This window comes from Vibrio sp. A11, from assembly GCF_013048705.1.
Classification (GTDB): Bacteria; Pseudomonadota; Gammaproteobacteria; order Enterobacterales; family Vibrionaceae; genus Vibrio; species Vibrio metschnikovii.
This window is the reverse complement of sequence record NZ_VHSI01000005.1, coordinates 16,002-32,389: the sequence shown is the minus strand read 5'-3', so window position 1 is coordinate 32,389 and position 16,388 is coordinate 16,002. Positions and strand designations below refer to the sequence as shown.

The window sequence follows — 16,388 nt, the reverse complement described above, 5'->3', positions numbered from 1 at the left end:
GGTTTCACCTTGAGAAACTGAGACAATACAGCGTCAATTCCTACAAGATTATTATTCATGAAACTGTTAGTTAGAAATTTATCCCGTACTACCACCGAACAAGACATCCGCGTTTTATTCTCCGCTTTTGGTGAAGTAAAAGCGTGCAATCTAGTACTGGACCAAATCACAGGTCACTCAAAAGGCTTTGCATTTGTCGAAATGCCAAATCTCGAAGAAGCCAAACAAGCCATCGCGAATCTCAATTTAAGTGATGTCCATAAAAGCAAGATTCGCGTTAAAAAAGCCGATTAAGCGTTTTTTACACAGCGTATACACAAGATATTAGGCGTCAAGCATACACCCTAACTCTTTGTTATTCATACACAAGCTCCCTAAAAACAATCAGACATGAAAAATAGTTCTCGCTATTTAGGATTCTGTGTGTATAGTTAAAGTTGGCTCTTACAGAAGAGTTGTTAATGTAAATTCAGTGTAAGTTTTGTTTTATACAAGTCGCGAAACCTTTCGTTAAACCTGTGTCAACTTCACCTAGATAGACCATTCAATAGCTTGCGTTATCAGCCAAAATTCATTCTATTAAATTTAAGATATTTAGAGGTAACTATGTCTGGTAAAACGACTGGTACAGTAAAATGGTTCAACGAAACTAAAGGTTTCGGTTTCATTTCTCAAGACAACGGCGGTAAAGACGTGTTTGTTCACTTCAACTCCATTGTCTCTGATGGCTTCAAAACATTAGCTGAAGGTCAAAAAGTAAGCTTTAATGTTGAAGAGGGCAAAAAAGGTCCACAAGCGACTGAAGTAACGCCTCTGTAAGCTAAATTTCAAAACGCAGTGCTCTGCACTGCGTTTTACTTCCCCCCTGCACTCTCGTTTATTCTCCGCTTATTGCAGTCTCACTTTATTAGGAAATCTATGTCTAGAAGATCAACCAGACAACGTCAATGGTACAAATTGTCTCGCAAGAAAGAAGCTTTTTATAGCAACAAATAACTCTCCTTTGTCTTAATCTATTGCCTGTTATCCATGGCTCTGCTTAACCATCATACCTCCGATTAGCCTGCTGACATCATTAGTTCGTCAGCATGTAACGGAAGGCTGAGATGTCTCTTTTTACTATCATTCTCCTTTACAAGCATTTTTTACACGTTACTATCGCAGCAAAATGGTCTTCTTCACCCTATTTAGCCTTACTACGAGGGTTTTATGCTGTCAGATAGTGAGATTTGCCGTACAACTCCCCTACAAAACATTGAGCTCATCGCTAAAAAAGCTGGCTTATTGACTGATGAATTTCATAGCCAAGGCTCTTATAAAGCCAAAGTTTCATTACATTGCTTACAACGCCTTAAAAATGTCTCTTCAGGAAAATTAATCTTAGTTACGGCCATTACTCCTACGCCACTTGGCGAAGGTAAAACGGTGAACACGATCGGCTTAGCACAAGGTCTTGCGCACTTAAATAAATCCGTTATCGCTTGTATCCGTCAACCCTCCATGGGACCGATTTTTGGTGTCAAAGGCGGAGCGGCAGGTGGTGGCTATTCACAAGTTGCACCGATGGAAGAGCTCAACTTACATCTTACCGGTGATATTCATGCCGTCACTTCGGCGCATAACTTAGCCGCAGCAGCGATTGATGCCCGTCTATACCACGAAACTCGTCTTAGTTACGAAAATTTCTCCACAAAGACAGGGTTACCTGCACTGCGAATCGATCCTAAACGTATTGTTTGGAAACGAGTGGTCGATCATAACGATCGCGCCCTGCGTTACATCACTGTCGGCCGTAATCCTGAAGGCCAAACAACGAACGGCATTGAACGAGAAGACGGCTTTGATATTTCCGCCGCTTCTGAATTGATGGCGATTTTAGCGCTGGCGAAAAACTTAGCCGATTTACGTCGCCGACTTGGTCAGATTATTCTCGCTTATGATCTCGATGGACAAGCGATCACCGCCGAAGATCTCAAGGTCGCGGGGGCTATGGCGGTTTGTATGAAAGACACGATAATGCCAACGTTAATGCAAACCTTGGAAGGCGTTCCAACCCTCATTCACGCGGGTCCCTTTGCCAACATTGCCCATGGTAATTCATCGATTATTGCTGATGAGATTGCCAGTAAGCTAGCGGATTACACCGTGACAGAGGCTGGTTTTGGCTCTGATATGGGCTTTGAAAAAGCGTGTAATATTAAAGCCAATGTAGCTAATAGAGCCCCAGATTGTGCCGTTATCGTCGCAACTTTACGTGGAATTAAAGCCAATTCAGGGCTATTTGAATTCAAGCCGATAGACAGTCAGTTACTTTTTCAACCCGACAACGCGGCACTGACCGCCGGCTTCACCAACTTACAATGGCATATCGATAATGTGAATCGCTATGGTATTCCAGCCGTGGTGGCCATCAATCGTTTTCCACAAGATAGCGAAGAGGAGCTTCAGCAACTAGTTAGTCTGATTAAACGTCTACCTAATGATGTCAAAGTCACTGTTTCAGATGCCTATTCTCAAGGAGGGCATGGCGCACTAGACCTTGCCCAGCAAGTCATCGCTCAATGCCAAAAAACCACACATTTTAAACCTCTTTATCAAGCGCAAGATTCACTGCTCGATAAACTCACTGCGGTTGCGAAAAGTTATGGCGCAACGACCATCGAGCTTAGTGCACTGGCTAAGCAACAACTGGCCGAATTAGAAACGCTATCTTATCAGCATTTCTCCGTTTGTTTGGCTAAAAATCCGATGTCTCTCACCGGAGATCCAGCCATTAAGGGTGCGCCCAAAGCCTTTACTCTCACCATTAGAGAGTTAAAACCATGTGCTGGTGCGGAATTCATTTATGCCCTATGTGACAACGTGCTTACCATGCCCGGACTTCCAGCAAAACCCAGTTTTATGGCGATTGATCTCGATGATGATGGCAACATCATTGGTTTGAGTTAACCAATAACATGATCAGCAAGAGCAATTTCTTCACTTTGTTGCTCTTTCTTGCTCTATTTTACGTATAGATAACAGAGTCTTGATATTGTCGATAAGACACTACTGCTTAGCGTGCTTAAACAATGGTAATACACTCCGCTTTTTAGCACGACGGCCGTTTTAAATAGGCAATAATCACCATCACTGGTCATCTAAATAAAATAGGTAAAGGGCAAGATGAAGCGTTTTACAATATGGTTTTCCTCCAGCGTGCTAACGCTATTAGTTCTATTCTCTATCACTACTCGAGCGAATAATCCGTCTTTATCCGCAGCAGAGTCGTCTTATGCAATCGCGACTTTAGCGGGAGGATGCTTCTGGTGTACAGAGGCCGATTTAGAAAAACTCGAGGGCGTCGTCAATGTTGTCTCTGGTTACGCAGGTGGTACATTAGCAAACCCAACCTATCAGCAAGTATCATCTGGAAAATCGGGACATATTGAGGTCATTCAAGTCACTTTTGATGAGCATCTGGTCAGTTATGAACAAGTGTTGGATTATTTCTTACGCCACATCGACCCAACAGATGCAAAAGGTTCGTTTGTAGATCGCGGACTACAATATCGACCGGCGATTTTCTACCATGATTCAGCCCAAAAGCAGATCGCTCAACAGCTAATAAAACAGGTTGATGCTTTAGGTATTTATCAAAAGCCCCTGAATACTGAATTGATTGAGTACACCGAATTTTGGCCCGCGGAAGAGTACCATCAAGATTTTTATAAAAAGAATCCGATTCGTTATAAATACTATCGTCATGCTTCAGGACGAGATCAATATTTAGACCAAATTTTTGGTCGTGAGCGTAATAAGAACCCCATCACATTACGTCAATTGATTGACAAATCGCTTGCAGAACAAAACATCAAGACCTACCACAAGCCATCGCCTGAAGAGATTCGAGCCAAGCTAACAGATGTACAATATTATGTCACTCAGCAAGAAGGCACGGAAAGCGCTTTCAATAATGAATACTGGGATAATCATCAACGCGGTATTTATGTAGACATCGTCACTGGGGAACCACTCTTTTCGTCGCAAGATAAATTTCGCTCAGGAACAGGCTGGCCAAGCTTCACCAAGCCGATTAATTCAGCGTACATTATTACCAAAAGCGATTTTCGTCTTTTCTATACCAGAACTGAAGTACGCAGTCGGTTCGGCGACTCACATCTTGGTCATGTCTTTAAGGACGGTCCGGCACCTACTGGCCTGCGTTACTGTATGAACTCTGCGGCAATGCGTTTTATTCCAGAAGAGAAAATGGCAGCGGAAGGATATGGCGATTATTTGCCCTTGTAGCATGAATTGGGCTGATATTGGACGAATAAGGTTGTTGCTCTACAACCCGAGAGATTGAGCTTAACTCGATAACGTCGTGCAATCTCATCACTCGCGCCAGCGGCAAATAAAAAGCCCCTCATTATCTCTGATGAGAGGCTTTTTATCTATTAACACCACAACGAGGTATTAACGTAATCCATGCAAAAATTCGGCGCGGGTGGCAGGGTTAGATTTAAATATCCCCCCTAAAGCGGTCGTGGTGGTTACGCTTGTCGCGTCCATGACACCTCGAGACTTTACACAATAGTGGGTAGCATCAATGGTCACCGCAACATCATCCGACTCAAGTAACGTCTGCAACGCAACTAAAATCTGTTGCGTTAAACGCTCTTGCACCTGAGGGCGCTGAGCAAAAAAACGTACAATGCGATTAATTTTTGATAGGCCAATAATTTTACCACGTGGAATATAAGCGACCGCAGCTTTACCATCGATGGTCACTAAATGATGCTCACAGGTACTGGTCACGGTAATATCCTTGACGCGTACCATTTCACTGACTTTCATTTTATTTTCAATGACGGTAATTTTTGGGAAGTTTTTATAATCAAGCCCAGAGAAAATTTCATCGACATACATTTTGGCAATCCGATGCGGTGTCTCTTGTAGACTATCATCCGCTAAATCTAGACCCAGAAGAGTTAAGACTTCACGCATATGAAATTCAATTTGCGCTTTTTTCTCTTCACGGCTAATTGCATTGGGTTGCATTGGCGTTTCCTGACCGCGGCTCTCTAGTGCTGCTTTCACTAACTGGGCGGATTCGCTCAAAATTGACATTTCCCCTACCTCTTCATTACCCCTCTCGAATGGCAGACAAGAATACTCGGATTTTTGAATAATTACATCCCTATTTTATGGGCGGACATTATTGTCATGCCCTTTCTGTGTTAAAGTACCGACAAAAATAACCACCATAGGATCAACAATATGGGCTGTTGTGATGCGCCGGGCTTAATGCCGATTGAAGATGCGCTGCATTCCATGCTTTCTCGTATTACCCCAGTGAATCAAACACAGCAACTTCCGCTTGCTGAAGCTCTGGGGTTTGTCTTAGCCGAAGATGTTCTCTCTCCGATTCCTGTGCCTCCTTTTGATAACTCAGCAATGGATGGCTATGCCGTCAGACGCGCTGATATCGTCCATAATCAACCCTTGCCCGTAGCAGGAAAATCGTTTGCAGGTCAACCATTTACTGGAGAGTGGCCACCACTGACCTGTATTCGGATTATGACTGGCGCACAAATTCCAATCGGTTGCGATGCGGTGATCATGCAAGAGCAAGCGCAAGTCACCGAGCACGGTATTCAATTTTCTGTGAACCATGTTCAACCCAATGCCAACATTCGTCCGATGGGCGATGATATCGGACACAATGATCTGGTCTTGCGCAAAGGTGCACGCTTAACCGTTCGTGATATCCCAATGATCGCGACTTTGGGTATCAGTCATGTGAACGTATTACGTAAACCTAAAGTCGCCTTTTTCTCTACCGGAGATGAACTAAAACCACTCGGTGAGACGCTCTCTGAAGGACAGATTTACGATAGCAATCGCTATGGTATTAAACCGTTGATTGAAAATTTTGGCTGCGAGGCTATCGATCTGGGGATCATCCCTGATTGCCCAGCGACATTAAAAGCGACCTTTAATCAAGCGCAACAGCTTGCGGATGTCGTCGTCACGTCTGGTGGAGTTAGTGTCGGCGAGGCTGATTACACCAAAGATATCCTTGCCGAACTTGGCGAAATCGGTTTTTGGAAGCTCGCGATAAAACCAGGTAAACCTTTTGCTTTTGGTCGATTAGAAAACGCTTGGTTTTGTGGTTTACCGGGCAACCCGGTTTCGGCGATGCTGACTTTGTATGTTCTGGTACAGCCTATGCTGGCCAAACTGGCCGGACACAGCGAATGGCAAGCGCCTCCGTCTATTCCTGCACGAACCAAAAGTCCCTTCAAAAAATCGCCAGGCCGCACCGACTATCAGCGTGGTATTTATCACCTTGAAAATGGACAGTTTGTCGTAGAGAGCACCGGCAATCAAAGTTCTGGCGCTTTTCGTTCAATGAGCCTTGCTAATTGTTTTGTGGTATTAGAGCAGGATCGTGGGCGAGTAGAGGCTGGTGAAATCGTGAATATTCAGTTGTTTAATGCCTGTTTATCTTAAGGAACACTATGGATATTTTATCTGACCAAGAGATGCTGCGTTATAACCGGCAAATCATCCTTAACCAGTTTGATTTTGAAGGGCAAGAGGCACTTAAACAAAGCTCTGTATTAATTTTAGGTGCAGGAGGCTTGGGCTGTGCCTCCAGTCAATATCTGGCTACGGCAGGTGTCGGTACGATAACCTTGATCGATGATGACTGCGTCGAACTATCGAATTTACAGCGCCAAGTGTTACATAGTGATGCCGATGTCGGTCGTAAAAAGGTCGACTCTGCCGCAGAATCGTTGCGCCAACTCAATCCTTATCTAACCGTCAATACGGTGGATCAACGTTTGGCTGACGAGCCGCTAAAACGCTTAATCGAACAACATACTGTAGTAGTCGATGCTTCGGATAATGTCGAGGCGCGTAATCAATTGAATCGACTCTGCTTTGCAACGAAAACGCCGTTAATATCTGGCGCGGCGATTCGTATGGAAGGCCAAGTCTGTATATTTCGATACCAGCATCCTGATGAACCTTGCTACCAATGCTTAAGTGCTCTTTTTGGCCACCACGTACTCACTTGCGTTGAAGCGGGAGTAATGGCACCTGTCGTCGGTATTATTGGCGCAGTCCAAGCCATGGAAGCGATAAAAATCATCGCCGATTATGGACACACCAAACTGGGTAAGCTTTTAATCTTGGATGCCTTATCAATGACCTGGCGTGAGATGACTTTACCTAAACAGGCCAGTTGCCCAATTTGCCACACCTGAAGGATAACGACGTGAAAAACGCGGTATTGTTATTTAGCCGCATGCTCACTACTCCCCCTTATTATAAGGAATAAGCCGCATGTCCCCACTGATTACTCCAACTTGGCTCTATGAACATTTAAGCTTACCTCAGTTAGTCATTTTGGATTGCAGCATTGAATTTCAGATTCCGAGCGAAGGTGAAAAAGATTGGCAAAACAAAATCCCCGGCTCACGTCGATTTGATTACGACCATGAATTTTGTGATATTGATAGTGCTTTGCCACACATGATGCCTGCCCAAACGCGTTTTAACCATCTCGCGCAACAATTGGGCATCAACCAAGATTCAGTGATTGTCGTCTACGATAATAGTGGGACGTTTGCTTCTCCCCGCGCTTGGTGGATGTTCCATGCTTTCGGTCATCAGCAAGTCTATATTCTCAATGGTGGATTACCAGCATGGAAAAAGGCAGGTTATCCTTTGGCTCAAGCGTACTTAGCGACCGTAGAGAACGGTGATTTTACTGGTGAACTTGAGCCGCGTTACTTTGTTGATGCTAACTACGTATTGAGCAAACTCAACGATCCGGCCAGCCTTACCATCGATGCACGCTCAGCAGAGCGTTTTCTAGCTCTGATTCCTGAACCTCGCCCAGGCATACGAAGTGGTCATATCCCGCATTCATGCAATCTGCCCTTTACTCACTTGATGAATGGTGGCGAGCTAAAACCAATCGACGAATTAACCCCTATTCTCGCCGATAGTCTATCGGCTGCTGATGAGTATCTGTTTAGCTGCGGATCTGGCGTGACGGCGTGTATTGTTCTTCTCGCCGCTTATCTTTGTGGTTATCAAAACCTCGCCATTTACGACGGTTCATGGACAGAGTGGGGACAACGTAATGAGCTACCTATCGAGCCATCCTGATCGCGTCATTATCATTGACGGATGGTACTGCGTTAATCATCTACTGCACGTTGCGCATCTGCTCATCGAGGTTTAATACTGTCAGAGCATTACTGACACTCGTGGCAATAACATCTATCGCTCCAGTGCGTAATGCTCCCAGCAACGCCAGCGGCTTGCTATTTTCAGCCGCAATAGCGATCACTTCAGAGATGGGTCGAAACTCTTCAATCCCTAATCCAATCACTCGATCACTCATCACGGTATTGGCGATTTGCCCATGAATATTAAAGAAATCGTAACCAGCAAAATCGCCAACCACACCTTGCTGTAAACGAGACTGAACGACTTCATCGGGGGTAAACCAACCGAGATCAACCATATAACTGTTTTCACTCATATCGCCAATCCCTACTAAGGCAATATCGGCTTTACGAGCTAAATCTAAGGTTTGCTTAACCGTCGCATTTTGCATAAAAGCCAATTTTTGCGCACGATTTTCCGCATAAGCCGGAGCGTATAGCGTTTCCGATGTGCCACCGTATTTTTTGGCCATTTGGCGACAAATATGATCGGCATTAAACATCCCCCCACGAGGATGAATACCGCCAATACTGCATACAAACTTACAATCTCGTGGCGTAATGACGCCGATATGATGGGCAACTGCCGAGACATTTCGACCTTGTCCGATAGTCACGACCATGCCATTTTTTAACGTGCCGGATAGATAATTTGAAACTAAGCCCGCAACTTGTTGCCTTTGTTGCTCTTCATTCGGTTGATCCAAGGCGACTAGGGCACGTTTTATACCAAAACGTTCAATCAACCGCTGCTCAATTTTCGCGCTAAAAACAGGGTGGTATTTAACGGTGATTTCGACAATACCTTCATCACGCGCCTGCTTGAGCATACGTCCAACTTTCGCTCGTGAGATAGCAAATTTTTTAGATATCTCTTCTTGGGTCGCTCCATCTTGATAATAAGCGACAGAAACTTCCGTTAGTAAATCGGTACTTTCAACAGATATATCTTGATGCAAAGTCGTCATGATGATCTCTTTATTCTGCCAACCCATTGAAGTTGAGAGCCGCAGCGAATAGGTGGATGACAAAAAACATGTGCACGCTGACAATTAACGCTTCAAACAGTAAGGATCGGGCGCGCAAAAAAACGAATATTGAGCATATGCTCATCGTGCTAGGATAAGTGAAGTCCGCCTCCATTTGCAACATTTGTTCATGACAATGACATTTTCTCAGCGTAACAGGTTTCTCTCAATCAACCCTTGTCGTAACTAGCTTCGATTAGGCAAACGTTTCTTTTTCTACCTGCGAAATAAATAACATAAAATTGTTGATTCACATCACCATAAGCCACTAACTATGATTGACTTTCTAAGTGGATAAGATAAAGATGGTCACATCATTTACTCAACGAACGAGCAAATGTTCATAACATAAGTTCGGTCGCTGATCATAATTGCGTTAGCTTTTCTGCCATACATTGGCTTGGCCAAAAGAAATAGGATGAACGATATGAGCAACAAATTAGAGCAACTTCGTAAACTGACTACTGTGGTTGCGGATACTGGTGAAATCGATGCCATTAAAAAATACCAACCTGAAGACGCTACCACCAACCCTTCGCTGATCCTAAAAGCTGCCCAAATCGCAGAATACGCGCCGCTGATTGATGCTGCTATCGACTACGCAAAATCGCAAAGTTCAGACAAAGCACAACAAATTCAAGATACCTGCGATATGTTGGCAGTGAACATTGGTAAAGAGATCCTGAAAACTATCCCAGGACGCATCTCAACTGAAGTCGATGCTCGTCTCTCTTACGACACCGAAGGCAGTGTCGCCAAAGCTCGCCAACTGATCAAAATGTATAACGATGCTGGGATCAAAAATGATCGCATCCTAATTAAACTGGCTTCAACGTGGGAAGGTATCCGCGCGGCGGAGATTCTTGAGAAAGAAGGCATCAACTGTAACCTAACCCTATTGTTCTCTTTCGCGCAAGCTCGTGCTTGTGCTGAAGCTGGTGTATTCCTCATCTCACCATTTGTTGGCCGTATCATGGACTGGTACAAAGCAAAAGAAGGTCGTGATTTTGCACCGCAAGAAGATCCAGGCGTAGTGTCAGTATCCACAATCTACAACTATTACAAAGAGCACGGCTACAACACAGTAGTGATGGGCGCAAGCTTCCGTAATATCGGTGAGATTTTAGAGCTTGCGGGTTGCGACCGCTTAACGATTGCTCCTTCTCTACTGGCTGAACTTGAAGCTGCAGAAGGTGAAGTGGTTGAGAAATTGGTCGACTCAAAAGGCAGCAAAGCTCGCCCAGCACCAATGACTCACGCTGAATTCCTATGGGAACATAATCAAGATCCAATGGCAGTGGAAAAACTGGCTGAAGGTATCCGTAACTTCGCCGTTGACCAAGGTAAACTGGAAGTCATGATTGCAGCAAAACTGTAATTCGCTCAAGAATTAAAATTTGGGGAACGATTGACGTTCCCCTTTCCTTTCTAAATCTATTATTTGTCGGTAATTATTATGGAACGTAAACAACTCGCTAACGCAATCCGTGCATTGAGCATGGATGGTGTACAACAAGCCAATTCTGGTCACCCAGGTGCACCAATGGGTATGGCGGATATCGCTGAAGTACTTTGGCGTTCACACCTCAATCACAACCCACAAAACCCACAATGGGCTGACCGTGACCGCTTTGTGCTGTCGAACGGCCATGGTTCAATGCTGATTTACTCACTGTTGCATCTAACTGGGTATGAGCTATCAATTGACGATTTGAAAAACTTCCGTCAATTGCATTCTAAAACTCCAGGCCATCCAGAATACGGTTACGCGCCAGGTATTGAAACCACCACTGGCCCTCTAGGTCAGGGTATTACCAATGCGGTGGGCATGGCGATGGCTGAAAAAGCGCTCGCGGCTCAGTTTAACAAGCCAGGGCATGACATCGTTGACCACTTTACTTACGTATTTATGGGCGACGGCTGTTTGATGGAAGGTATCTCCCATGAAGCCTGTTCATTAGCTGGTACACTTGGCCTTGGCAAACTGATTGCGTTTTGGGATGACAACGGCATCTCGATTGACGGTCATGTTGAAGGTTGGTTCTCCGATGACACGCCAAAACGTTTTGAAGCTTACGGCTGGCATGTGATCCCAGCGGTTGACGGCCATGATGCACAAGCGATCAACGCAGCGATTGAAGCCGCCAAAGCCGATCCGCGTCCAACACTCATCTGTACTAAAACCATCATCGGTTTTGGCTCGCCAAACAAATCAGGTTCTCATGATTGTCACGGTGCGCCACTAGGCCACGATGAAATCAAAGCGGCGCGTGAATTCCTTGGTTGGCAATATGGCCCATTTGAAATTCCGGCTGATATTTACGCTCAGTGGGACGCCAAAGAAGCAGGCCAAGCTAAAGAAGCAGCTTGGGATGAGAAGTTTGCGGCTTACGCTGCTGAGTACCCAGCAGAAGCGGCTGAGTTTAAACGCCGCGTTAATGGCGACCTTCCAGCGCAGTGGGAAGAGCAAGCCAATGCTATCATTGCTGAGTTACAAGCTAACCCTGCCAACATTGCGTCACGTAAAGCATCGCAAAATGCCCTTGAAGCGTTCGGTAAATTATTACCAGAATTCATGGGCGGCTCTGCTGACCTAGCGCCATCAAACCTGACCATGTGGTCTGGTTCAAAATCACTCACCGCTGAAGATTTCTCTGGCAACTACATTCATTACGGTGTGCGTGAATTTGGTATGACAGCGATCATGAACGGTATCGCATTACACGGTGGCTTTGTCCCTTACGGCGCGACTTTCTTAATGTTTATGGAATACGCCCGTAACGCACTGCGTATGGCGGCGCTGATGAAGATCCAAAACATTCAGGTTTATACGCATGATTCGATTGGTCTAGGTGAAGATGGCCCGACTCACCAACCGGTTGAGCAAGTTGCTTCTCTACGCTTAACACCAAACATGAGCACATGGCGTCCCTGTGACCAAGTGGAATCTGCAGTCGCATGGAAACTAGCCATTGAACGTAAAGATGCGCCATCAGCGCTGATATTCTCACGTCAAAACCTTGCTCAGCAGCCTCGCACCGCAGTGCAAGTGGCTGATATTGCTAAAGGTGGTTATATCCTTAAGGATTGCGCTGGCAAACCAGAGCTTATCTTGATTGCAACCGGTTCTGAAGTGGAGCTCGCGGTGAATGCAGCGGCTGAACTTGAAGCGCAAGGTAAGCACGTTCGCGTGGTTTCAATGCCATCGACCGATGCCTTTGATAAGCAAGATGCCGCTTACCGTGAAGCAGTATTACCTGCAGACGTGACCAAGCGTATCGCGATTGAAGCAGGCATTGCTGATTTCTGGTACAAGTACGTTGGTTTTGGTGGCAAGATCATCGGTATGACGACCTTTGGTGAATCGGCACCAGCGGATCAGTTATTCAAGATGTTTGGCTTTACAACTGAAAATGTGGTGAAAACTGCTAACGAACTATTGGCTTAATCGTTAACCGAACTGACTTTATAAAAAATCCCGCCTTGGCGGGATTTTTATTTCAAACTGTGTGGTTAGACTCAACCGAGGATTATAAACAACCGTTTTTATTCCATCGACATACCGGAGGCTCAGCATTGGCTAAACAATCATTACTGCGACAGATCGCTGCTCCGAGTGGCCAATCGGCGTCTTTTTTTACTGGTGCATCATTGGGTACGCCTAATGCTTGCAGGTATTTGGGTAGATAAGCGACACGAAAACACGACGTTTCCGGTTTATGGCAAGCACCGCTATTGATACAACACTGCTGCTCATCATTCGTTTGACGATGCTTAAACGCTCCCGTCAAATACCATTCAACTTGCCTACCTTGTTCGGTGGGGATTTTTCGATACTGGGCTTGTTGCTGATACTGATAGTTATAAGGATCTAAAATACCGCCTGACTGAGTCAATTTCAGCGTCTCTTGACACGCTGATAACTGCCAATTTTTTTGACGACTGCCTATACCATGTTGGCAACTTTCAGCAATGCCCAATACTTTCGCCGCCTCATCTTGCCCCAAGCCTAAAAATGAGTAGCTGTACATGGGTAACTCTTGATTTCCAACTTTGACACGATGTAATGCATCATTAGGTTCGCAATCGGGGCATGGGAAAGTAATCTGGCTGGAAGCTCCGCCCATTTCTACAATACCAAATTGCGTATTTTGCACTTCATCGTGTACCGCTAACCAAGCGTATAATCCCTCTTCATAGCCGGAAAGGGTTTTCGTCACCACGTCAACCGAATCAGGCAATTGCTGGCGTAAAGCTTGATTCAGCGCTTGCCACATTTGTTGACTTTGTTGTGGATTATTTTGCTCAGCAATACGCATGCCTGCCGTGGCATACACCATCACCGACTGCAGTTCACAGGCCGTTTGCCAGTTAAAGGCTCGCCATGCTGGCTTGCCCTTATTATTGCGCGGCCCCTCTGTCTTTATCTGTTGTAATGTATCAGCCAACTGAGTGACCACTAGTGGAATATCCTGCGCGGTTTTCCCTCTATTCTGGCGAATAGGATCGGCTAAAGCCTCCATCTTAGGACCTTTATGAACTTTCCATTGGTCTGAACGCTGCTCATAGACATACATTCGCGTACCGCTACTGCCCGCATCATAAATAATATGACATGGGTTCTTGTCACTGGCGAAGGCACTCGTTGCTGACAACAACGAAATAAGTAAACTGCTGCCGACTATCATGCGCTTAGACAGTAACGTCATACCTTGTTTTCTACTTTGATACATCGTTTATTTCTCTTCAAACCTTTTCGCAAGTTGATGAAAATCATCAACTTTATGATTCATTTCAATGCTATATTCTTCAACTTTATGGGTTGCAACAAGATTTTGAGTGGCGGCAGAGGCAATCGAGTGAATATGTTGATTGACTTGATGAGTGATATCACGTTGCGACTGCGCCGCTTTCGCCATATCCGCCACCGTATCGTGCATTTCTAGTAATAAACTTTCAACTTGTTGTAAACGAGAAGCACTTTGCTCAGCAACCTCGCCACAAGCTTGGGTTTGCTGCTGACTTTGATGAATTTCTTTTTGCCATCCATCAATCGCTTGCAACATCGCATTGATACTCGCTTGGATCTGCTCGGTGGCTTTTTGCGTACGTCCCGATAATGCACGGACTTCATCAGCAACCACAGCAAAACCACGTCCTTGCTCACCGGCTCGCGCCGCTTCAATCGCCGCATTCAACGCCAACAGATTGGTTTGATCAGCAATTCCGCCGATTTCTCCCATCAATTGACTCACTCGCTGAGCTTGATCGCTCAAAGCATAAGTGGTTTGAGTCGCTCTTTCTGCTTGCTCGTTGAGCTGTAATAAATTTTTCTGAGTCAGATCAATGCTCTGTCTGCTTTGAGTACACTCCACACGAGCCTGATCAATTAACGCATAGGAGACTTGGGTATTGTCAGATACAGCATTGGCAGCGGCTTCGACCTCATCGGTAGCTTGCATTACCCGACGAATATCTTTTTCTTGCTGGGTTAAGGCTTGTGCTACTTCCGTACTGGTTTTGTGTAAGGTATTGGCCATAACTTGTAATGGTTTCGCCGAATCCATCATCCGGCCTAATACCGTTCGAATCCGTGCAGACGCCATTTTTAAATGATAATCAGCAATTGAAAACTGACTATTACCTGAGTAAATCAATCGACTAACGCTGTCGTATTGTTGGCGTAGTTGAGCGAGCTGACGCGGCGTATCAATCAGCTCTTGACGAAAAAACAAGCCCAGTGAAAGAGCAGGGAAAATACTTGCCAAAAGCTGAGTGCTCTGATCACCCCACAAATAAGCTGCAATCGGAGCACTCAATGAACCAAGTAATATCGCATAACGAACGGAATCCGCGATTGTCAGTGAAAATTTACGACCAGAGCGTTCAGCTTGACGCAGCCCTTGGTAGGCTTTGTTAGCAATATCAACCCAACGGCGTTCAGGCTTGACTCGTACTGATTGATAACCAGCTATTTTTCCGTTTTCATAAATAGGCGTCACATAGGCATCCACCCAGTAATAGCCATTATCTTTGGTTTTATTTTTGACGATTCCACGCCAAGCATGGCCTTGTTTGAGGCGCTTCCACATATCAGCAAACGCCGCTTTAGGCATATCATCATGGCGTACAATGTTATGATTTTGTCCTAATAGCTCTTGTTCGGTAAATCCGGCAATACGACAAAAGGTTTCATTACAATAGGTGATCACACCTTTTAAATCGGTGGTTGAAACCAGTTGATCGTGTTGGCTAACGGGAACTTCTTTTGTTGAGGAAAACTGACGGCCTGACATAATTTCGTAACCTATGATTGGTTTTGTGGCGACTGTATACACAAAATAGAGAAATGTTTCAAAGTATTGTCTCATTTTAGTTGCACAAGCGTGAAAACTATCAATCTACGCTTAAATGAACCGTAAAAACTATTCAGTCAGTCACATTTAACCGTATTCATCATCACTTACTGACTATCCATAATCATCAGCAATTCAACACGACGATTACAAGCTCGGCCTTGAGGCGTTTGATTGGTACAAGCAGGAGTATGCTCGCCATAACCACGGGTATAAATGGCGGCTAGTGATACTTGTTGTTCAAGTAAAATATTTTTCACCATATCCGCTCGGCGCATTGAAAGACCGTCGTTAAATCGCTCAGTGCCGGTATTATCGGTGTGCCCTTCAATCACAATATCAATCTGTGGCGTATTCGCTAAATAGCGTCCGAGTTGGGCGAGCCATTGTACTGATGCACTTGGCACCACCGCCGATCCAGTTTGAAACTGCACTGCACGTTTGAGTTTGACCATCGTATGATCGCCAGGGATAAGTTCATAATCTAAGCCATTGGCGGACAGGAAGCTTTCTAAACTACTATCGGAGAGGGTTTTCATCGGTTGATGCGTAGCAGGCATAGACTCGGGTTTTGCGGCCATAAGTGAAGCAGGAGCCAAACGCCAGTCAGGATAACGAACCTCGGCATCATTTTTCGGTGCGGTGTCTAATAAATTGCTTTTGAACATTTTATCAGTCGCCAGAGAGCCACACCCCGATAAAAACAGTAGCAGTGATAGTATGAAGACTTTCATCCGTTGGGTTCCCATTTTTTAGTATCACCTTGGTTATCG

Annotated in this window: 14 protein-coding genes; 9 read left to right on the top strand and 5 right to left on the bottom strand. The window is 45.1% G+C overall.

Annotation, left to right across the window (positions count from 1 at the left end; all coding sequences use genetic code 11):
* Positions 1-57 precede the first annotated feature (57 nt).
* From FKQ60_RS06915 to msrB, 4 genes are all read left to right on the top strand, one after another.
* Positions 58-294, top strand: coding sequence for an RNA-binding protein (locus FKQ60_RS06915; RefSeq protein ID WP_004396630.1), 237 nt, complete (start codon positions 58-60; stop codon positions 292-294).
* A 312-nt stretch (positions 295-606) separates the two neighbouring features.
* Positions 607-819: a cold-shock protein gene (locus tag FKQ60_RS06910; RefSeq protein WP_004396631.1), complete on the top strand. Its 213-nt coding sequence runs from the start codon at positions 607-609 to the stop codon at positions 817-819.
* Positions 820-1,209: 390 nt separating this feature from the next.
* Entirely contained in the window at positions 1,210-2,949 is a 1,740-nt protein-coding gene (locus tag FKQ60_RS06905; RefSeq protein ID WP_170906217.1) for a formate--tetrahydrofolate ligase, read from the top strand.
* A gap of 216 nt (positions 2,950-3,165) precedes the next feature.
* Positions 3,166-4,290 carry a peptide-methionine (R)-S-oxide reductase MsrB gene (msrB, locus tag FKQ60_RS06900; RefSeq protein ID WP_170906216.1) on the top strand — a complete coding sequence of 375 codons (1,125 nt, stop codon included), beginning with the start codon at positions 3,166-3,168 and terminating at the stop codon, positions 4,288-4,290.
* 168 nt (positions 4,291-4,458) lie between these two features.
* On the opposite strand, the gene folE is transcribed toward msrB, so the two are convergent.
* The gene (gene folE, locus FKQ60_RS06895) at positions 4,459-5,112 is read right to left on the bottom strand and encodes a GTP cyclohydrolase I FolE (protein ID WP_004396634.1); all 654 of its coding nucleotides are present in this window, start codon (positions 5,110-5,112) and stop codon (positions 4,459-4,461) included.
* A gap of 150 nt (positions 5,113-5,262) precedes the next feature.
* Here folE and moeA point away from each other — a divergent pair, with 150 nt between their 5' ends.
* From moeA to FKQ60_RS06880, 3 genes are all read left to right on the top strand, one after another.
* Positions 5,263-6,498 (top strand): molybdopterin molybdotransferase MoeA, encoded by a 1,236-nt coding sequence (gene moeA / locus FKQ60_RS06890; RefSeq protein ID WP_170906214.1) that lies wholly within the window; start codon positions 5,263-5,265, stop codon positions 6,496-6,498.
* 8 nt (positions 6,499-6,506) lie between these two features.
* Complete coding sequence (moeB, locus tag FKQ60_RS06885; protein ID WP_170906213.1) at positions 6,507-7,259, top strand: molybdopterin-synthase adenylyltransferase MoeB; 753 nt, start codon at positions 6,507-6,509, stop codon at positions 7,257-7,259.
* Positions 7,260-7,338: 79 nt separating this feature from the next.
* Complete coding sequence (locus FKQ60_RS06880) at positions 7,339-8,169, top strand: sulfurtransferase (protein WP_170906212.1); 831 nt, start codon at positions 7,339-7,341, stop codon at positions 8,167-8,169.
* Positions 8,170-8,209: 40 nt separating this feature from the next.
* On the opposite strand, the gene FKQ60_RS06875 is transcribed toward FKQ60_RS06880, so the two are convergent.
* Entirely contained in the window at positions 8,210-9,199 is a 990-nt protein-coding gene (locus FKQ60_RS06875) for a sugar-binding transcriptional regulator (RefSeq protein WP_004396638.1), read from the bottom strand.
* A 487-nt stretch (positions 9,200-9,686) separates the two neighbouring features.
* Here FKQ60_RS06875 and tal point away from each other — a divergent pair, with 487 nt between their 5' ends.
* On the top strand, positions 9,687-10,637 hold the full coding sequence (gene tal, locus FKQ60_RS06870; protein WP_158137263.1) for a transaldolase: 951 nt from the start codon (positions 9,687-9,689) through the stop codon (positions 10,635-10,637).
* 78 nt (positions 10,638-10,715) lie between these two features.
* Positions 10,716-12,707 (top strand): transketolase, encoded by a 1,992-nt coding sequence (gene tkt / locus FKQ60_RS06865; RefSeq protein WP_158137262.1) that lies wholly within the window; start codon positions 10,716-10,718, stop codon positions 12,705-12,707.
* An 82-nt stretch (positions 12,708-12,789) separates the two neighbouring features.
* On the opposite strand, the gene FKQ60_RS06860 is transcribed toward tkt, so the two are convergent.
* The 3 genes from FKQ60_RS06860 to FKQ60_RS06850 form a co-directional block, all read right to left on the bottom strand.
* The gene (locus tag FKQ60_RS06860; RefSeq protein ID WP_170906211.1) at positions 12,790-13,992 is read right to left on the bottom strand and encodes a nucleoside phosphatase; all 1,203 of its coding nucleotides are present in this window, start codon (positions 13,990-13,992) and stop codon (positions 12,790-12,792) included.
* A gap of 3 nt (positions 13,993-13,995) precedes the next feature.
* A complete protein-coding gene (locus tag FKQ60_RS06855; protein ID WP_158145398.1) occupies positions 13,996-15,555 on the bottom strand; it encodes a PAS domain-containing methyl-accepting chemotaxis protein in 1,560 nt (519 codons plus the stop codon).
* A gap of 167 nt (positions 15,556-15,722) precedes the next feature.
* Complete coding sequence (locus tag FKQ60_RS06850; RefSeq protein ID WP_161425570.1) at positions 15,723-16,349, bottom strand: OmpA family protein; 627 nt, start codon at positions 16,347-16,349, stop codon at positions 15,723-15,725.
* Between the last annotated feature and the right edge of the window lie 39 nt (positions 16,350-16,388).

Bases quoted from the DNA above. Each gene is read 5' to 3' on its own strand.
- FKQ60_RS06915 (WP_004396630.1), top strand. From the start codon at position 58: ATGAAACTGTTAGTTAGAAATTTATCCCGTACTACCACCGAACAAGAC.
- FKQ60_RS06910 (WP_004396631.1), top strand. From the start codon at position 607: ATGTCTGGTAAAACGACTGGTACAGTAAAATGGTTCAACGAAACTAAA.
- FKQ60_RS06905 (WP_170906217.1), top strand. From the start codon at position 1,210: ATGCTGTCAGATAGTGAGATTTGCCGTACAACTCCCCTACAAAACATT.
- msrB (WP_170906216.1), top strand. From the start codon at position 3,166: ATGAAGCGTTTTACAATATGGTTTTCCTCCAGCGTGCTAACGCTATTA.
- folE (WP_004396634.1), bottom strand. From the start codon at position 5,112: ATGTCAATTTTGAGCGAATCCGCCCAGTTAGTGAAAGCAGCACTAGAG.
- moeA (WP_170906214.1), top strand. From the start codon at position 5,263: ATGGGCTGTTGTGATGCGCCGGGCTTAATGCCGATTGAAGATGCGCTG.
- moeB (WP_170906213.1), top strand. From the start codon at position 6,507: ATGGATATTTTATCTGACCAAGAGATGCTGCGTTATAACCGGCAAATC.
- FKQ60_RS06880 (WP_170906212.1), top strand. From the start codon at position 7,339: ATGTCCCCACTGATTACTCCAACTTGGCTCTATGAACATTTAAGCTTA.
- FKQ60_RS06875 (WP_004396638.1), bottom strand. From the start codon at position 9,199: ATGACGACTTTGCATCAAGATATATCTGTTGAAAGTACCGATTTACTA.
- tal (WP_158137263.1), top strand. From the start codon at position 9,687: ATGAGCAACAAATTAGAGCAACTTCGTAAACTGACTACTGTGGTTGCG.
- tkt (WP_158137262.1), top strand. From the start codon at position 10,716: ATGGAACGTAAACAACTCGCTAACGCAATCCGTGCATTGAGCATGGAT.
- FKQ60_RS06860 (WP_170906211.1), bottom strand. From the start codon at position 13,992: ATGTATCAAAGTAGAAAACAAGGTATGACGTTACTGTCTAAGCGCATG.
- FKQ60_RS06855 (WP_158145398.1), bottom strand. From the start codon at position 15,555: ATGTCAGGCCGTCAGTTTTCCTCAACAAAAGAAGTTCCCGTTAGCCAA.
- FKQ60_RS06850 (WP_161425570.1), bottom strand. From the start codon at position 16,349: ATGAAAGTCTTCATACTATCACTGCTACTGTTTTTATCGGGGTGTGGC.